Source organism: Streptantibioticus ferralitis (assembly GCF_029223525.1).
Lineage (GTDB): Bacteria > Actinomycetota > Actinomycetes > Streptomycetales > Streptomycetaceae > Streptantibioticus_A > Streptantibioticus_A ferralitis.
Window position 1 is genome coordinate 16,830 of the sequence record NZ_JARHTQ010000044.1, and the last position, 17,945, is coordinate 34,774.

The 17,945-nt window shown below is 70.9% G+C and carries 16 protein-coding genes; 4 read left to right on the top strand and 12 right to left on the bottom strand.

Annotated features, from left to right (window positions below; translation table 11 throughout):
* Nucleotides 1–194: 194 nt before the first annotated feature.
* Nucleotides 195–857 (top strand): HAD-IA family hydrolase, encoded by a 663-nt coding sequence (locus P2L57_RS36190; RefSeq protein WP_275822098.1) that lies wholly within the window; start codon nt 195–197, stop codon nt 855–857.
* A 72-nt stretch (nt 858–929) separates the two neighbouring features.
* Here P2L57_RS36190 and P2L57_RS36195 read toward each other — a convergent pair whose 3' ends face one another.
* Both P2L57_RS36195 and P2L57_RS36200 read right to left on the bottom strand, forming a co-directional pair.
* On the bottom strand, nt 930–1,514 hold the full coding sequence (locus P2L57_RS36195) for a TMEM165/GDT1 family protein (protein WP_275822100.1): 585 nt from the start codon (nt 1,512–1,514) through the stop codon (nt 930–932).
* Between the two features lie 224 nt (nt 1,515–1,738).
* A complete protein-coding gene (locus P2L57_RS36200; protein ID WP_275822102.1) occupies nt 1,739–2,524 on the bottom strand; it encodes an ABC transporter permease in 786 nt (261 codons plus the stop codon).
* Between the two features lie 119 nt (nt 2,525–2,643).
* Here P2L57_RS36200 and P2L57_RS36205 point away from each other — a divergent pair, with 119 nt between their 5' ends.
* Nucleotides 2,644–3,078, top strand: coding sequence for a DoxX family protein (locus tag P2L57_RS36205; RefSeq protein WP_275822104.1), 435 nt, complete (start codon nt 2,644–2,646; stop codon nt 3,076–3,078).
* 173 nt (nt 3,079–3,251) lie between these two features.
* Nucleotides 3,252–3,875 carry a DedA family protein gene (locus tag P2L57_RS36210; protein ID WP_275822106.1) on the top strand — a complete coding sequence of 208 codons (624 nt, stop codon included), beginning with the start codon at nt 3,252–3,254 and terminating at the stop codon, nt 3,873–3,875.
* 169 nt (nt 3,876–4,044) lie between these two features.
* Here the strand turns inward: P2L57_RS36210 and P2L57_RS36215 are convergent, their stop codons facing one another.
* From P2L57_RS36215 to P2L57_RS36235, 5 genes are all read right to left on the bottom strand, one after another.
* Nucleotides 4,045–4,839 carry a DUF6227 family protein gene (locus P2L57_RS36215; protein ID WP_275822108.1) on the bottom strand — a complete coding sequence of 265 codons (795 nt, stop codon included), beginning with the start codon at nt 4,837–4,839 and terminating at the stop codon, nt 4,045–4,047.
* A 282-nt stretch (nt 4,840–5,121) separates the two neighbouring features.
* Nucleotides 5,122–5,781, bottom strand: coding sequence for a response regulator (locus P2L57_RS36220; protein ID WP_275822110.1), 660 nt, complete (start codon nt 5,779–5,781; stop codon nt 5,122–5,124).
* Nucleotides 5,778–7,001: a sensor histidine kinase gene (locus P2L57_RS36225; RefSeq protein WP_275822112.1), complete on the bottom strand. Its 1,224-nt coding sequence runs from the start codon at nt 6,999–7,001 to the stop codon at nt 5,778–5,780. The genes P2L57_RS36220 and P2L57_RS36225 overlap by 4 nt, the downstream gene beginning before the upstream one ends.
* Nucleotides 6,998–7,870: an ABC transporter permease gene (locus P2L57_RS36230; RefSeq protein WP_275822114.1), complete on the bottom strand. Its 873-nt coding sequence runs from the start codon at nt 7,868–7,870 to the stop codon at nt 6,998–7,000. The genes P2L57_RS36225 and P2L57_RS36230 overlap by 4 nt, the downstream gene beginning before the upstream one ends.
* Nucleotides 7,867–8,811 carry an ABC transporter ATP-binding protein gene (locus P2L57_RS36235; protein WP_275822116.1) on the bottom strand — a complete coding sequence of 315 codons (945 nt, stop codon included), beginning with the start codon at nt 8,809–8,811 and terminating at the stop codon, nt 7,867–7,869. Before P2L57_RS36235 ends, P2L57_RS36230 begins: the two co-directional genes overlap by 4 nt.
* Before the next feature lie 319 nt (nt 8,812–9,130).
* Between P2L57_RS36235 and P2L57_RS36240 the strand changes: the two genes are divergently transcribed.
* On the top strand, nt 9,131–9,586 hold the full coding sequence (locus P2L57_RS36240) for an ArsR/SmtB family transcription factor (RefSeq protein ID WP_275822118.1): 456 nt from the start codon (nt 9,131–9,133) through the stop codon (nt 9,584–9,586).
* A gap of 39 nt (nt 9,587–9,625) precedes the next feature.
* Here the strand turns inward: P2L57_RS36240 and P2L57_RS36245 are convergent, their stop codons facing one another.
* The 5 genes from P2L57_RS36245 to pabB all read right to left on the bottom strand — a co-directional run bounded on the left by P2L57_RS36245 (nt 9,626) and on the right by pabB (nt 17,690).
* Entirely contained in the window at nt 9,626–10,975 is a 1,350-nt protein-coding gene (locus tag P2L57_RS36245; RefSeq protein ID WP_275822120.1) for an ABC transporter ATP-binding protein, read from the bottom strand.
* A gap of 31 nt (nt 10,976–11,006) precedes the next feature.
* The gene (locus tag P2L57_RS36250; protein WP_275822122.1) at nt 11,007–12,761 is read right to left on the bottom strand and encodes an ABC transporter permease; all 1,755 of its coding nucleotides are present in this window, start codon (nt 12,759–12,761) and stop codon (nt 11,007–11,009) included.
* Between the two features lie 49 nt (nt 12,762–12,810).
* Complete coding sequence (locus P2L57_RS36255; RefSeq protein ID WP_275822124.1) at nt 12,811–13,674, bottom strand: polysaccharide deacetylase family protein; 864 nt, start codon at nt 13,672–13,674, stop codon at nt 12,811–12,813.
* A 63-nt stretch (nt 13,675–13,737) separates the two neighbouring features.
* Nucleotides 13,738–15,477, bottom strand: a complete 1,740-nt coding sequence (locus P2L57_RS36260) for a pyruvate dehydrogenase (RefSeq protein WP_275822126.1) — start codon at nt 15,475–15,477, stop codon at nt 13,738–13,740.
* A gap of 98 nt (nt 15,478–15,575) precedes the next feature.
* Nucleotides 15,576–17,690, bottom strand: coding sequence for an aminodeoxychorismate synthase component I (gene pabB, locus P2L57_RS36265; RefSeq protein WP_275822128.1), 2,115 nt, complete (start codon nt 17,688–17,690; stop codon nt 15,576–15,578).
* Between the last annotated feature and the right edge of the window lie 255 nt (nt 17,691–17,945).

A 17,945-nucleotide genomic window follows, 5' to 3' on the forward strand; every position in this document is an offset into this window, starting at 1 on the left:
CTGACCGGCGGGTGGGGCCACTGCCTTTTGCCGCCGACACCTCGGGCGGCGCTACGGCCAGACCGCCGCGACCTGGGCGTTTGGCGAGGCGGGGTCTGCTTTGTATCGTAGGGAAACAAAGTGGCTCCGTCCGCAACCCCCTGACCTTCGGACGGAGCCGCTTGCCTCGCCCGCCCGACTCCAGGAGTGCAGCTATGCGCAGGTCCACGACCGTAGGTGTGTTCAAGGCCGCGCTCCTCGACATGGACGGCACCCTGGTGAACTCCGATGCGGTGGTGGAGCGTTGCTGGCGGCGCTGGGCCGACGGACACGGGCTTGACCCGGCCGAGGTGCTGAAGGTCGTGCACGGCCGCCAGGGGTACGCGACCATGGCCGTGCTCCTCCCCGACCGGCCGATGGCCGAGAACCACGCGGAGAACGCCCGCATGCTGGCGGAGGAGACCGCCGACACCGACGGCGTGGTCCCGATCGCAGGGGCGCCCGCGTTCCTGGCCTCGCTCGCCGAACTGCCGCACGCCCTGGTCACCTCCGCCGACGAGGCCCTGGCCCAGGCCCGGATGACCGCCGCCGGGCTGCCGATGCCCGAGGTGCGGGTCACCGCGGAACGGGTGAGCGCCAGCAAGCCCGACCCCGAGGGCTTCTTGAAGGGCGCCGCCGAACTGGGATTCGCCCCCGAGGACTGCGTGGTCTTCGAGGACTCCGAGGCGGGCATCACGGCCGGCCTCGCCGCGGGTATGCGGGTGGTCGGCGTGGGGCCGCGGGCCGCCGCGCTGAACCCGACCGCGCACATCGACACCCTGGACCAGATACGGGTGGAGGCCGCCTCGGACGGCGGCTTCACCCTCCAGATCGGCTGAGTCGGCGCATCTCGGCCGAATGGCGGCGGCACACCCGTCCGTGTGCCGCCGCCGCAGCACAGCAGCCGGACGTCAGCCGGCGATCGCCTCGTACAGGCTGAATCCGGCCATCACCACCATCACCGCCGCCGCGATCTTCGTGATCAGCGGCAGCGGCACCCGCCGCATCAGCGCCCGTCCGCCGACGATGCCGATCGCGGCGACCGCCCACAGCGCCAGCACCGCGCCGACGCCGACGGAGAGCGGACTGCCGTAGCGGGCAGCGAGGTTGGCGGTCATGATCTGGGTCAGATCGCCGAACTCGGCGACCAGGATGAGCATGAAGCCGCTGCCCGCAACCCGCCAGAAGCTCTGGTCCTTCGGTGCGCTGACCGTCTCGTCATCGTCCCCGTCGTGGTGCCAGAGGATCATGGCCGCGCCCGCGAGGAAGAGCAGGCCCACCACGCCCTGCACCCACCGGTGCGGCAGCAGCGTCAGCAGGCTGCCCGCCGCGATGGCGATCACGACATGGACCGCGAAGGCGGCGGCGATGCCGCAGAAGACGTAGCTCGCCCGGAAGCGGGTGCCGAGCATCAGGCTGGCGAGTGCGGTCTTGTCGGGCAGCTCGGCGATGAAGATGACACCGAAGACGATCGCGGCGACGGTGAGGCTGAACACGGGGTGGGGCTCCTTGGGCGCTCAGGCGCCGCGCCGCAGTTCCTCCGGGAGAGAGGGGTCGCTTCGGCACGGCAGCGTCGGACACTGCGGCCGAAGGTCTCGCTGGCGAGATACGGGACGATCCGTACCAGCCTCCGGGCGCCGGCCGGTTCCGCGAGGTTCCGGCAGTATGTCGACGATCCGGCGTTGAGCTACTCCCCTTCTGCTGGGGACAGCCTAACGGCTCACCCGGTCGGGCTGTCCCGGGTGATCCGGCCGCGCGCCACCAGTTCCAGCACCACCGTGACCGCCACGGCCTGCACCGCGAGCAGCGCGATCAGCACGAAGAGCTGGACCACCCCCGCCTTCAACGGCGACGCGCCGCCGATGAGCATGCCGACGAAGGCGCCGGGCAACGTGACCAAGCCCACGGTCCTGGTCTGGTCGAGTCCCGGGACGAGCGCGGTCGCGGCGGCGGGCCTGGCGATCTCCAGCCGTGCGTCCCGGTCCAGCAGCCCGATCGCCAGCCCCGCCTCCACCTCGCCGTGCCGGGTGCGCAGTTCGTCCAGCGCGCGCTGCCCGGCCAGTACGGTCGCGGTGAGCGCGCCGCCGATCAGGATCCCGGCGATCGGGATCAGGGCCACGCCCTTCAGCGGCACCAGCCCCACGACGACGAGCAGCGCGACGACCGGCAGCGCGCCAGCAGCCACCGGCACGGCCGCCCACCACCAGGTGCGGTTCTTGGTGATACGGCGCCCGGCGGTATGTGAGGCGACGGCGTACATCACGAAGACGAAGCCGAGCAGCGCGGGCAGATAGTGCACCACCCAGCCGATGACCAGGGAGACCGCGGCCAGTTGGACGACCGCGCGCAGCCCGGCGAACACGATGGCGCGCGGATAGTTCTCCCGGTCGTCCATGAAGCGGGCGTGGAACGCAACGACGGTGGCCGCGATGAGCAGCGCGGCCAGTACGACGCCCAGCGTGTAGTTCACCGGGAGCAGCGTGGTGGACGAGGCGGCGGCGGACACCGGCCCACCGTATGGCAGTTGGCGCTTTGGCGACATACTTGAAACTTGCAGAATTTAGTTAGCGGGACCTAATCTCGGTATCCGTTCGGGTCCGTCCCCCACCGACCGAGGAGAACCCCGTGCCTTCCACCGAGACCGCCAAACCCCATGTGCTCGCGCTGTTCCGAATAGTGACCGGCGTCCTGTTCGCCTGCCACGGTGCCGCCGCCCTGTTCGGCATCCTCGGCGGCGCCGTCGGCACGCACGGCGGCACGGTGCCCACCGGCGTCTGGCCGTACTGGTACGCGGCGGTCATCCAGCTCGTCGGCGGCGCGCTGGTGGCCCTTGGGCTCGGCACCCGGATCGCGGCGCTGATCAGTTCCGGCTCCATGGCGTACGCGTACTTCACGGTGCACGCCAAGATGGCGCTCTGGCCGCTGCAGAACGGCGGCGAAGCCGCCGCCCTGTACTCCTGGGTGTTCCTGCTGATCGTCTTCACCGGCCCGGGCGCCTGGGCGCTGGACGCGCTCTTCTCCGGTCGGCGGAGGAACACCGCCGAGGTCGCCACCGCCTGATCCGGCGGACGGTGCGGGGCCGTGCCCGCGCTTGTGCGGACGCTGTGAGTCCGTTATGAGAACAACGTCACGCGGCCCCACACGACGACCGCCGCAGCCCCACGCGTACGCTGTACGGCTGTGGCGCGCAGACCGCCCGCCCCTACAGTGCGTGCGGACCAGGAGTGACGACGGTGCTCGAACGAGTGAGTTCACTGGTCGACTCGCCATGGGTCCTCGCACTTGTCGGACTCTCCGTCCTGCTCGACGTCTTCCTGCCGGTGCTGCCCAGCGGGGTGCTGCTGATATCCGCCGCCACCGCGGGCACGGCGAACTCCAACGGCGCCAAGGACTTCCGGGACGTCCTCGAACTGCTGGTGTGTGCGTCCGCAGCGTCCTGCCTGGGCGATCTGGCGGCCTACCGCCTCGCCTACCGCGGCGGCGACTGGCTCGACCGGCGCCTTGAGCGGTCACGCCGGCTGTCCTCCGCCCAGGAACGGCTCGGCCAGGTGCTGCTGCGCGGCGGCGGTGCACTGGTGGTGCTGGCGCGCTTCGCCCCCGCGGGGCGTTCCGTGGTGAGCCTGGGCGCGGGGGCGGCGCATCGCCGCCCCGTCGAGTTCCTGCCCTGGTCAGCTCTGGCCGGTCTGGTGTGGGCCGCCTACGGCGTCGGCCTTGGCTACGTCGGCGGCAGATGGCTGGGCGCCACCTGGCTGGCCACCGCGGTCTCCCTGCTCGCACTGTTCGGCGCGGGCGCGATCGCCGCCTACATCTTCCGCCGCGAACGCCGCGAGGAATCGGTCCCCGCCGAAGCGGGCTGATCCTTCGCGCGCCAGCGCGACGGGGCCCGGGGGCTCGCCCCCAGAAACGAGACCTCCTCGACGCCCGCCCGCCGAAATGGGGGTCCGGGGGCTCGCCCCCGGAGAAAAAGGAACCCCGTCGACGGCTGCCCCACCGTGGGGGCGAACCATGCGCGCTGAGCCGCCCGACTCAGCGCGCCTCGCGGCGATCCGCCGAGACGCGGGCCGCCATCTCGTCGAGGTAGACCTCGCAGATGGGGTGGCCGCCGGGCGTGATGGTGTGCTCCAGCTCCCACAGGCTGAGCTTGCCGCCGTCGGCGAGCAGGAACGCGTGCTCGTACAGCGCCCATTCGGCGATGACGCCCTCAACCCTGGTGTGCCGCATGGTCACCAGGGTCGTCTCATGTGCCACCGCCGACCGCAGCCGCTGCCGTACCGGCTCACCCGGGCGGTCGCCGTTCTCCGCGCGGCGCAGTACCCGCCAGGCGTGATCGGCGGAGTTGTCCTGCGCGTACTCGTGGCGCGCATCGGCGAGGCCCGCCTCGCCGCGTGGGCCGTCCCGGCCGACGTCGAAGTGGACCTCCGCGATCAACCGCTCCTTGCCGAAGTCGAATTCGGGGAAGACCGAGTCGCCGAACCGCTCACGCAGCCGCGCCTCCACCGACTCCTGGGCGGTGTGCAGCTCCCGCACCACCTCGCCGTCGGTGCCGGTGTCGTCCTCGATCTCCCACAGCGTCTCGCTGCTGCCGTCGGCGAGCAGGAAGACATGCTTGACCGTGCGATGGCCGCGGGTCCGGGTCGGCCCCTTGCAGAAGCGCATCGAGTGCAGATCGACACAGTGCATCAACGCGGTGCGCAACCGCCTCAGCAGCGTCTGGTCCAAATCGGCGGCGTTCCGTGCGCGGGCGAGCAGCCGGTCGAGGTGACTGGCCGGATCGTCGTCGTACGGCTCCAAGGCGTCGCCACCCGATCGCGTGTTGTCCATATGACCCTCCCGCGCCTCGCTCCGCCATTCCCCGCCGAGCGCTTCGTACACTTTTCGCACACTCACCGTAGCGGGTCAACTGCCGTACGTGTCCGATGTTTAACTCAAGACGCTTGTATTCGGCTGGGGGTCCGGGGGTCGCCCCCCGAGACTACGCAGCACTCAAGACGCTTGTATTCGGCTGGGGGTCCGGGGGTCGCCCCCCGAGACTACGCAGCACTCAAGACGCTTGTATTCGGCTGGGGGTGCGGGGGTCGCCCCCCCCCCGAGACTACGCAGTGCTCAAGACGGCTTGATGAGCCGGGTCTCGTACGCGAAGACCACGGCCTGCACCCGGTCCCGCAGTTCCAGCTTGACCAGGACGCGGCTGAGATGGGTCTTCACCGTGGCCTCCGCCAGATGCAGTTCCGCGGCGATCTCCGCGTTGGACTTGCCCTTGGCCACTTCGGTGAGGATCTCCAGCTCGCGGGCGGTCAGCCGGTCGAGACGGGAGTCCATCGGGCCGTCGGGGGTGGGCAGTTGATGCGCGCAGGTCTCCAGCAGCCGCCGGGTCACCCGGGGCGAGACCACCGCGTCGCCGGCGGCGACCGTGCGGATCGCGCTGAGCAGTTCCTCCGGCAGGGCGTTCTTGATCAGGAAGCCGGAGGCGCCCGCCCGCAACCCGGCGAAGGCGTACTCGTCGAGGTCGAAGGTGGTCAGGATCAGCACCCGGGTGTCCGGGCAGGCGGCGATGATCGCCTCGGTCGCGTCGATGCCGTCCATACCGGGCATCCGTACGTCCATCAGCACCACGTCCGGCTGGAGTTGCCGCGCGAGGCGCACCGCCTCCGCACCGTCCCCGGCCTCGCCGACCACGGCGAGATCGGACTGCGACTCCAGTACGAGGTTGAACGCGACCCGCATCAACGGCTGATCGTCGACGAGCAGGACCCCGATCGTCACGACTCCCCTTCCACATCCACCGGTTCCAGGTCCCCCAGTTTCAGACAGGTGGCCACCCGCCAGCCACCGCCGGGCAGCGGCCCGGCCTCAAGGTGCCCGCCGTAGGCGGCGACCCGGTCCCGCATCCCGTCGATCCCGTGCCCGCCCTCCCCGGACGACGGCACGGGGTGGCCGTCGTCGCGGATCTCGACCTCCACGCGATCGCCGGGGCAGCTTACGCGGACCGAGGCGCGCGCTCCGGCGGCGGCGTGTTTGAGGGTGTTGGTCAGTGCCTCCTGCACCAGCCGGTACACGGTGAGCTGCGCCGCCGCCGGAACGGACGCGGCATCGCCCTCGACCCGCAGCCGCACCGGCAGTCCCACCGCGCGGACCTGGGTGGCGAGAGCGTCCAGCTGGGCGATGCCGGGCTGCGGATGGCGCAGCGCGTCCGGTTCGTCGGCTCGCAGCACGCCGAGGAAGCGCCGCATGTCGGTCAGCGCCTGCCGTCCGGTGCCGGAGACCTGCTCCATGGCCGCGGCCGCCTTCTCCGGGGCGCGCGGCGCGGCGAAGGCCGCACCGTCGGCGAGCGCGACCATGACCGACAGGCTGTGGGTGACGATGTCGTGCATCTCGCGGGCGATCCGCGCCCGTTCACCCGCGACGGCGAGCTGTGCCCGCTGGTCGCGCTCCCGCTCCAGCCGGGCGGCACGGTCCTCCAGTGCCGCCAGGTACGCCCGGCGGTTGTGCATGTTGGCGCCGATCATCCCGGCGGCCAGCGCCAGCCCGCACAGCGCGACGAACACCTTCGTACCGCGCTCCGGGCTGGCCCAGCGGTACGCCGCCATCAGGTTGCCCACCGCGATCACCGCGAACGCGACGGCGGTACGGCGGCGTGAGCCGTGCGCGGCCACCGTGTACAGCGCCACCAGCAGCGCGACATCGCCCGGCAGCACCCGTCCCGCGTACAGCCACTGGGCCAGGGCGACCGCGGCGACCACCGCGAAGACCAGGTACGGTGCGCGGCGCCGCCAGGCCAGCGGCAGCAGCAGCGCGAACTGGTAGCACAACAGCTGCGGGTCGTGGCCGAACACCGGGTGCGCGGGCGCCGTGGTCACCATCGCCAGCAGCGCCACCAGCAGGGTGTCGCCCACCACCGGGTGGCGCCCGGCGAACTCGCGCAGCCCGGAGCCCCGGGGCGGCAGCACCGCCCCGGGGCTCTGGTCGTGTTCGATCCGCGTCACGCATCCCGCCGCTTGAGCAGCACCGCCGCGATCACCACGGTCACGGCCACGTACCCGGCGAACAGGCCGGCACCGGTCCACGGGGCGAGTTGGTGGGGTTCGGTGTGCAGGACGGTCAGTGCCTGCCCGGCGTTGCTCGGCAGGTACGGGCCGATGTTGTCCACCCAGGAGGACGGCAGCGCGTGCAGGATCAGCGGCAGCACGAACAGCATGCCGAAGACGCTCGCTATGCCGCCGGGCGTGGACCGGGTCACCGCGCCCATGGCGACGCCGAACAGGCCGACCAGGGTGAGGTAGATCGCCGTGCCGAAGACCACCCGGGGCACACCCGAAGCCGACAGCGTGGTCTGGATGTGCTGGGAGGAGAGCATCGACTGTCCCGCGAAGAAGGACAGCAGCGAGGCGACGGAGGCGAGGACCAGGGTCACACCGCCGAACACCGCCATCTTGGCCCACAGCACCGGCAGCCGCCGGGGCACCGCGGACAGCGTGGCCCGGATCATGCCCGTGGAGTACTCACCTGTGATCACCAGCACGCCGAGCACCCCGATGGCGAGCTGCGCGAAGACGTACCCGTCGATGCTGCGGCCCGCGGCGTCGAAGTTCGCCCGCTCCGCCATGGGCAGATGGTTCCAGCGGTTGGCGGCGGCCCAGCAGGCGAGCAGGGCGATGCCGATCATGGCGGCGACCGCGATCAGCAGGGTCAGGTAGGTGGAACGCAGCGAACGGAACTTGATCCACTCCGAGTTCAGGACTCGGCTCTGCGTCACCTTGCCACTGCGCGCGGTGGGGGCGGACACGGTCGAATCGGCACTGCGGCCCGCAGGGCCACCGTCGAGGGTGGTGGCGGGCGACGGGCGGGAGCTCATGCTGCGGTTCCTTCGGTCACGTTCGAGCGGGTGGCGGCGGGGATCGCCTGGTACTCCACCGCGTCACGGGTCAGTTCCATGAACGCCTCTTCCAGCGAGGCCTGCTGGGTGGCCAGCTCAAAGAGCACCACCTGGTGCTCGGCGGCGGTCCTGCCGATCTGCTCGCTGCTCAGCCCGGAGACCGTCAGCACACCGGCCTCCTCACTGGTGATCGTCACGTCGGGCCCGACCAACTGCTCGCGCAGCCGCTCGGCGTCGGGGGTACGGACCCGTACGGTGTTGGTGGACGCCTGCCGGGTGAACTCCTCGACCGAGGTGTCCGCGATCAGCCGTCCGCGGCCGACGATGATCAGGTGCTCGGCGGTGAGCGCCATCTCACTCATCAGGTGCGAGGAGACGAAGACCGTCCGGCCTTCGGCGGCGAGGCTCTTCAGCAGGTTGCGGATCCAGAGGATACCTTCCGGGTCGAGCCCGTTGACCGGCTCGTCGAGGATCACCGTCGCCGGGTCTCCCAGCAGGGCACTGGCGATGCCGAGCCGCTGGCCCATGCCGAGCGAGAAGCCGCCCGCCCGCTTCTTCGCCACATCGGCGAGCCCGACCAGCTCGATGACCTCGTCGACCCGCGACCGCGGGATACCGGTGGTGGCGGCGAGCGCCAGCAGGTGGTTGAAGGCGGTGCGCCCGGTGTGGATCGCGCGGGCCTCCAGCATGGCGCCGACCTCGTGCAGCGGCGCCGCGTGGTCGGCGTAGCTCTTGCCGTTGACCACGGCCCGGCCGGACGTCGGCGTGTCCAGGCCGAGCAGCATCCGCATGGTGGTGGACTTCCCGGCACCGTTCGGTCCGAGGAAGCCGGTGACCACGCCGGGCTTGACGGCGAAGCTGAGGTCCTCGACGGCGGTCTTGGGCCCGTAGCGTTTGGTAAGTGCGGTGGCTTCGATCATGCTGCTTCCTCGTCGGCGAGCGCCGCCCTCGGACAGGTCCGGCTGCGCCCCAACGCTAAGCGGCGTCAACCGGTCGGGACGATCCCCGCTGGACGGAATCTGCCGCCCGGGAGCATGCGCCCGGGGGCGGACACGCGTACTCCCGACGGTGTACGGGCAGCGGCGTCCGGGGGCGCCATGATCCACGTCGTGCCCGGGCTCGCGGTGCGCGGCCGTGCACGTCGACCACGTACTCGTGGGCGCCGGGGCACACGATCCGCACGAGGAGCTCGCACACCACACCGCGTGAAGCCGCGGGACGGCCGGTTAACCTCTTTGCATGGACGCGCAAGCTTCGTCACGGGGATCGGATGGCCTGGGTTCGGACGGCCCGCATAGCGACGGCGTCGAGGAAGCGGTCGCGGTACTGAAGGCGGTGGCGGATCCGACGCGCTTCCGTCTGCTGTGGGCGCTGAGCCAACAGGAGCTGCCGGTCGGCAAGTTGGCGGAACTGGTCGGCGCGCATGTCGCCGCGGTGTCGCAGCATCTGGCGAAGCTGCGGACCGCGGGCCTGGTGGCCTCGCGCCGTGACGGAACCCGGATCTTCTACCGCATCTCCGGCGAGCATGTCCGGGGGCTGCTGGAGGAGGTCGTGGTGGTGGCCGGTTCCGGCGGCGACGAGAGCACGGGGCCGGGCGGTTCCGCGCCCGCCTCGGCCACGGAGCCGGCACCGGCGGCGCGTACGCTGCGCTGGCCCAGGGCTGTCGGCCTGCGGCCGGTGCGCAGGTCCACGTGACCGCCGGGTCACCGGCCCGTACGCGGCAGCGGTAACGCCTCAAACGCCGGCGCGTGCGAACACCCGGGGCCCCGCGTCGTACTCGTACAGCTCCGCGTAGCGCCCCCAGTCCGTCGCCGTCTCCAGTTGCTGAGCGACCTGCTCGCTCGTGTAGTGATGGGCGAGCAGATCGCGGAAGAAGCCGTCTCGCAGCACTCCGTCGGCGGACCTGCGCAGGCTGGTGGCGATCAGCCGTACCAACGGCACCTCCCAGGCCGCCTCCGCGAAGATCTTCTTGGACTGCTGCACATCGGCGTTGGCGAAGCCCAGCCCCCGCGGGGTGAGCAGCAGGTCGTTGTCCTCGACCAACGCCATGCCCAGCGCCTCCAGCGCGTCGACGAGCGGCAGCAGGTCGTCGATCTCCAGGCCGAGGTCATCGGCGAGGTCCGCCAGATCGCTGCGGCCGTCGTGCTGGACGAGGATCTCGGCCAGACCGGACAGCCCGTCGACGCTGGCGCGCGGCAGCGGCACTGTGGCGATGGTGCGCCGGGTGTCGCCCGCCTCCGGGTACGCGGGACCACGGCCCGGCGGCCGCAGCGTGTCCTTCGGCCGCCCGGTCATCGTCTGGTACAGCGTGTCGATCAGTTCCTGGAAGGCCGCCGCGTTCCGATCACGGGGCCGCTCCAGTGGGACCGGGAACGCGGCACGCAGGGTGCCGGGGTGGGTGCCGAGGACGACCACCCGGTCCGCCATCAGCACCGCTTCCTCGATGTTGTGGGTGACCAGCACGATGGCCCGGGTCGGGAACTGACCCGACTCCCACAGCTCCATCAGCTCACCGCGCAGGTTCTCCGCCGTGAGCACGTCGAGGGCGGAGAACGGCTCGTCCATCATGAGCACGTCCGGCTCGACCACCAGCGCACGTGCGAAGCCCACTCGCTGCCGCATGCCGCCGGAGAGCTCCTTGGGGAACGCCGACTCGAAGCCGTCGAGGCCGATCAGATCAATGGCCTTGAGCGCGGCCTCGGCGCGTTCCCTGGGCGGAACTCCGCGTGCCGCCAGGCCGAGTTCCACGTTCTGCCGCACGGTCAGCCAGGGCAGCAGCGCGAACGTCTGGAAGACCATCGCGGTACCGGGGTTGGTGCCGGTCAGCGGCTTGTCACGGTAGGAGACGGTGCCGGAGCTGACCGGGATCAGCCCGGCCAGACAGCGCAGCAGCGTCGACTTGCCGCAGCCCGACTTGCCCAGCAGCGCCACCACCTCGCCGTCCCGCACGTCCAGGTCGATACCGGCCAGCACCGGCAGCTCGCCGTCGGCGCCCGCATAGGACTTGGTCACCCCGCGGGCGGAGAGCAGGATCTCGCCCCCGGCGGTCGTCGTGGTCGGCGCGGCCATCGCGGCCTCCTTCATGCGGTGCGGTGCTTCCTTACATGGTCACCGATCACCCCATGCTGTACCGCGTCTCCGCCAGCCGGTACAGGCGCCGCCACAGCAGCCGGTTGAGGGCGACGACGTACAGGCTCATCACCGCGACCCCGGCCAGCAGATGCGGATAGTCGCCGTCCGCGGTGGCGTGCGCGATGTACGCGCCGAGTCCGGTCGCGGTGAGGGCGGTGCCGCCGAAGGTGACCACCTCGGAGACGATGGAGGCGTTCCAGGCGCCGCCCGAGGCGGTGATGCCACCGGTGACGTACGCCGGGAAGATGCCCGGAATGATCAGCCGCCGCCAGCGCTGCCAGCCGCGCACCCCGAGGTCGTCCATGGCCTCGCGCAGGTCGGTGGGGATCGCCATGGCCCCGGCGATGGTGTTGAACAGGATGTACCACTGGGCGCCGAGCGCCATCAGCAGGATGCCGCCGATGTTCAGGCTCAGCCCGGTCCGCAGGAAGAACCAAGTGGCCAGCGGGAAGAGGAAGTTGGCCGGGAAGCTGGCCAGGATCTGCACCAGCGGCTGGGCGAGGCGGGAAAGCCTCGGCGAGAAGCCGATCCTCACACCGATCGGCACCCAGACCAGCGTCGCCACCGCGAGCACGATCAGCACCCGGGCCAGGGTGGCCAGCCCGAGCAGCAGGGGTTCACCGAACACCCCGAGCCCGGTGCGCTGTCGGAAGTAGCGGCCGAGGTCGACCAGGCCCCAGCAGACCAGTGAGGTGGCGACGGTGCCGAAGGCGAGGTCGCCCGCACGGCGCCGTACCGGACGCACCGCCAGCGGGCGGTCGTCCACGCCGAAGACCCGGCAGGCGCGGGCCAGCGCCCGCGCCGGGGGTGCCAGTACCCGGCCGAGCAGCCGCGGCCAGTACGAGCGGCGCAGCAGGTCAAGGACCACCGACCGCTGGACCTCGGTGGCCTCCGCCTGTTCGTTCTTGAAGCGCTCGACCCACGCGGTCAACGGCCGCCAGAAGAGGAAGTTGACCGCGACGACCATCACCGTCATGGTCAGCACGGCCCAGCCGACCTTCCCCAGGTCGCCTTCGGCGATGGCGGACCCGGCGTACGAACCCACGCCGGGGAGCGCGTACTTGTGGTGGGAGACGCTGATCTGCTCGGAGGCCACCAGGAAGAACCAGCCGCCGCCGAAGCTCATCATGCCGTTCCAGACCAGCCCGATGGCGCCGGACGGCAGCTCGATCCTCCAGAACCGCATCCAGCGGGTGCACCGCAACGACCGGGAGACCTCGTCGAGTTCACGCGGCAGCGTGATCAGGGACTGGTAGAACCCGAACGTCATGTTCCACGCCTGCGAGGTGAAGATCGCGAAGATCGCGGCACACTCCAGACCCAGCAGCGAACCGGGGAACAGGGCGACGAAGCCGGTGACGGCGACGGTGAGGAAGCCGAGCACCGGCACCGACTGCAGGATGTCGAGCGCCGGAATCAGGATCCGCTGAAGGCGGCGGCTGTGGGCCGCGGTGTACGCGTAGAGCAGGGAGAAGACGGTGGACGCGGCGAGCGCGGCGAACATCCGCAGCAGGCTGCGCGCCGCGTAGTACGGCAGGTTGGCCGGGTCGGTGCTGACGGTGACCGTCCGGCTGGGGGTGAACGACACCGCCGTACCGCGGCCGACCCGCAGCACGACATAGAGACCGACCAGTACGGCCGCGGCCACCACCAGGTCCACCCAGTTCAGCCGGGTCAGCCGATCGGCCGCCCGGACCGGCCTCGCGCCCCGCCCGGCGGCCGAGCGCGGCCACGACATCACACGACCACCACCACGACCGTCCGAGCGGCCTCGATCGGACGGGCCACTAGGCGGACGGTGCCTGGATGTAGTCCTCCAGGCGCGCCACCGCGAAGCCCTGCTCCTGGATCCGCCTGAGCAGGTCGCCGAACATCGCGGTCATCGTCGCGCCCTTGAGCTCCGTGGGTCCCCTGAAGTGGGCCAGGATGATGTCCCCGGGACGCAGCTTCTTGTCCCCTGCCTGGTACTGCATGTTGGCGATCTGCATCGACTCACGCCACCAGACGATCGCCCGGGGACCGCACTCGCCGACCGCGGTCCTGGTGTCGGCGTTGTACGCGCCGTAGGGCGGCCGGAACAGCAGCGGCGCGGTGCCGTACTGCTTGGTGAGGATCTTCTGGTCGCCGCACACCTCTTCCTTCTGGCGGGCGAGCGGGACGGTGTTCATCGGCGGGTGGTGCAGGGTGTGGTTCTGGATGTGGTTGCCCATCGCCTGCAACGGCTTGAAGTACCCGTAGTCGGACTTTATGGCGTCGTTCATCAGGAACATCGTGATCGGTATCTTGAGGTCCCGCATCATCTCGATGAACTTGGGGTCCTTCTCCGCTCCGTCGTCGAGGGTGACGAAGACGACCTTCTGGGTGGTCGGGATGTGCGTGAACACCGGGACGGTGCCGGTGGCGCTGAGCTTGACGGGTTTGTCGGCGGGCGGTGCGGGGGCGGCGGGCAACGGCTGCAGGCCCCACTTCTGCCATGCCGCCGCGTCCGCGGTGGCGCCGGACGGTGCGCTGTCGGGCGTGCTGCTGTTGGCCGCGGGCGCCGAGGAGGCGGGCGCCGGCCCTGACCCGCCGCAGCCGCTGACGGCCGCGACCAGCGCTATCGCGCCCGCCAGCGCCCCGTAGAACCTGCCTCGCCCGCTGTACCACTTCACCGTGCTGGTCTCCCGTACATGCTGTTCGTGTGCTGTGTAGGCGCTTGGGAACGTTACCCGCACTCAGGGACGGGGAATGTTGCGGAGGTTGGCCCGTGCCATCTCCAGCATCGTGCCCACCCCGCCTTCCAGTACGGTGCGGCCCGCGGACAGCGCGAAGCCCTTGACCTGGTCCGCGGTGATGCGGGACGGAATGGACAGCGCGTTGGGGTCGGTGATCAGCTCGACCAGCGCCGGGCCCGGCCGGTTCAGCGCCTCGGTGAGCGCGTCACGGATGGCGCCCGGCTTCTCCACGCGTACCGCGGGGATGCCGATGCCCCGGGCGATGCCGGTGAAGTCGACCGGCGGGTGATCGGTCTGGTAGCTCGGCAGTCCGTCCACCATCATCTCCAACTTCACCATGCCGAGCGAGCCGTTGTTGAAGACGATGGTCTTGACGTTCAGCTCGTGCTCCCGCACGGTGATCAACTCGCCGAGCAGCATGCTCAGTCCGCCGTCGCCGGACAGCGAGACGATCTGGCGGCCGGGGTCGGCGAAGGCGGCGCCGATGGCGTGCGGCAGTGCGTTGGCCATCGTGCCGTGGGTGAACGAACCGATCACCCGGCGGCGGCCGTTGGGGCTCAGATAGCGCGCGGCCCACACGTTGTTCATACCGGTGTCGACCGTGAACACCGCGTCGTCCGCGGCGAGTTGGTCCAGCAGGCTGGCCGCGTACTCGGGGTGGATGGGGATGTGGCTGTCGACGTTGCGGGTGTACGCGCCGACCACCTTGGTCAGCGCGCGTTCGTGCTTGCGCAGCATGTCGTCGAGGAAGCGCCGGTCACGCTTGGCGTCCAGCAGCGGCAGCACCGCCCGTAGCGTGGCGCCGACGTCCCCGTGGACGGCGAGGCGCAGTGGGGTGCGCTTGCCCAGGCGGCGGGCGTCGCGGTCGATCTGGATGGTGTGCGCCTGCGGCAGGAACGCGTCGTACGGGAAGTCGGTGCCCAGCATCAGCATCAGATCGGCGTCGTGCAGCGCCTCATGGCAGGCGCCGTAGCCCAGCAGACCGATCATGCCGACGTCGTACGGGTTGTCGAACTGGATCCACTCCTTGCCCCGCAGCGTGTGGCCGACCGGCGCCTTGACCGCCTCGGCGAGCCGCATCACCTCGGTGTGTGCGTCGCGTACCCCGGCGCCGCAGAACAGGGCCACCTTGTCCGCCTCGTTGAGCGCCTCGGCCAGCTCGCGGACGGCCGTCTCGTCGGGGTGCACGACACCGGGCGCGGCGGTCGGCGACGGCTGTCCGGTGGGGTTGGCGGCGGGGCGGTCGGCGATGTCGCCGGGCAGTACGAGAACGGAGACGCTCGGTGTCGCGATGGCGTGCTGGATGGCGATCCGCACGATGCGCGGCATCTGCTCCGGCTGGGAGATCAACTCGCAGTAGTCGGCGGCCTCGGCGAACAGCTTCTCCGGGTGGGTCTCCTGGAAGTATCCGGTGCCGATCTGCGCTGACGGGATGTGGGAGGCGATGGCGAGCACCGCAGCGGCACTGCGGTTGGCGTCGTACAGCCCCTGGACCAGATGGGTGTTGCCGGGTCCGCAGGAGCCCGCGCACACCGCGAGGCGCCCGGTGATCTGCGCTTCGGCGGCCGCGGCGAAGGCGGCGGCCTCCTCGTTGCGTACGTGCACCCACTCGATGCCGTCGGTGCGGCGGATCGCGTCCACCAGTGGGTTGAGACTGTCTCCCACCACTCCGTAGATCCGCTCGACACCGGCTTGCAGCAGGACGGATATGAACTGGTCCGCGATCTTGGGCGTGCTCAACGTGACGCCTCCTCACGAGGTGGCCGCGACAGGTCCGTGATCGAGACTACGCCGGGCGGCGGAACGCGGCCGTGCCTACAGGGCTATGCGAGTGGCGGTCACGTGGCGTGCCACTGGGCGCTGGTACCGGCCACGTGCCGCTGCGGGAACTCACCGCCGGTCAGCGCGAGCAGCGGGGCGGCCTTGACCGCGGTCTCCTCGAACTCCTCCGCCGGATCGGAGAGCGCCACGATGGCACCGCCGGTTCCGTACCGGATCCGGCCGGGGGTGAGCACGGCGGTACGGATCACGATGCTCAGATCGGCGGCGCCGGTGAGCGAGAAGTAGCCGATGGCGCCGGAGTAGACGCCCCGCGGGCCGCCCTCCAGCCGGTCGATGATCCGCATCGTGCGGATCTTGGGCGCGCCGGTCATCGATCCGCCGGGGAAGGCCGCACGCACGCAGTCCACGGCGGTACGGTCGGCGCGCAGCCGCGCCCGCACCGTGCTGACCAGCTGGTGCACGGTGTCGTAGGTCTCGACCTGGAACAGCTCACGGGCCTCGACCGAGCCGGTCTCGGCGCAGCGCCCCAGGTCGTTGCGGACCAGATCGACGATCATCAGGTTCTCCGAGTGGTCCTTCTCGTTGCTGCCGAGTTCCCGTCGCAGGGCGGCGTCCTGCTCGGGGGTCGCGCCGCGCGGCCGGGTGCCCTTGATCGGGCGGGACTCGGCGAGCCCGTTGGCCGTGACGCTGAGGAACCGTTCCGGCGAGGTGCTCAGTACCGAGACCCCGTCGAACTGCAGCAGTGCGCCGAACGGCGCGGGGGACGCCTGCCGCAGCAGCCGGTAGGACTGCCAGGGGTCGGCGACGGTGTCCACCTCGACCACGTTGGTGAGGCACACCTCGTAGGTCTCCCCGGCCGCGATCTCCTCCTGGGCGATGCCGATCAACTCAAGGTAGCGGTCCCGGTCATGGCGGAGCCGGACGGCGTGCGGCGCGGCGGGCCGCGGCACGGGGGCGGGGGTAGGGCCGGTCAGCCCGCCGAGCGCCGCTGCCGTCTCCCGCAGCCAGGCCCGGGCGGGGCCGTGCGCACCGGGCAGGGCGAGGGCCAGCAGGTAGCAGGTGCCGGTCGCGTGGTCGAGGACCACCGCACGGTCGGCGAAGACCATCGCCGCGTCGGGCTCCGACGAGCGGTGCGCCTTCCGCCCGCCGCACTGCGCCTTGAGCTCGTAGCCCAGGTAGCCGACCCAGCCCAGCGCGAAGCCGCAGGGCGGCAGGTCGTCGGGGGTGGTGAGGTGGGTGGCCCGCAGATCCCGGTCCAGCCAGTCCAGAAAGTCACCGGTGACCAGATGCTCGCCGCCCCGCTCGGCCGTCGACCGTACGGTCAGGGTGCCGGTCCAAACGTCGGCGGTGGCGACCCTGGCGAGCGGACCGGAGGCATCGCCCATGATCGAGAAACGTCCGGCCGCGGCATCAGGACGGCTGCTGTCGAGCCAGAAGGCGTACGGCCGGTCGCGGAAGAGCGCGTCGAAGGCGGCCTCGTCGTCCCAGCTGCTGGGTATGGACTCCACGAGGAGTTCGTACGTGGTGATCTCGGCCCTCGCGGACGGTGCGGCCACCGGACGCGGCGCGGGCACCGGGAGCGGCCGGGGGCCGTGGTGCCGCCGGACGAGTTCGGCGAAGTTCCGCATGAGCCGGTCGCCGTACTGCGTGCAGATCGACTCGGGGTGGAACTGCAGCCCCCACATAGGCCGGTGCCGGTGCTGGATGCCCATCAGCACACCGTCCGGAGTGTGGGCGATGGCCTCCAGTTCGTCCGGGAGGTCGGTAACGGTGAGCGAGTGGTAGCGCACCACCTCGAACGGGGACGGGATGCCGTCGAAGAGGCCGGTACCGGTGTGCAGTACCGGCGAAGTGCGGCCATGGCGCGGTTCCGGGGCCCGCGCGACCGTACCGCCGAAGCACGCGGCCAGCCCCTGGTGCCCCAGGCAGATGCCGAGCAGCGGCAGCTCGCAGCGTTCGATGACCTCGCGGCAGATGCCGAAGTCCGCCGCCCGCTCCGGAGTGCCGGGCCCCGGGGAGATCACCACGCAGTCGAAATCCGCGAGCCGTTCGGCCCGCCATTCCGGATCGTCGTTGCGGATGACAACGGGTTCCCGGCCGCTAGCGGCGGCGATCGCGTGCACCAGGTTGTAGGTGAACGAGTCGTAGTTGTCGATCAGGAGCGTGCGCATCGTGCCGGGATCACCTCAAGGCACCATTTTCCCACGTCCAGAGGGTGCCGGGAGGGCGGGGGTGCCGGAGGGGTACTCGGCGAGCTACGGGGCCTCGCGCGGGTACAGCGCACCGCATGAGTGGCGGAAGGGATCCGCCTCGGGCCGCCCGCACCCGTCCGAGGACTGCGCGGCCGCTTCCGGTTCGAGGTCCCGCCGGCACCTCGCCGTCGTCTCGCCGACCCGGACCAGGTGCCAGATCTTGACCCGCCCGTC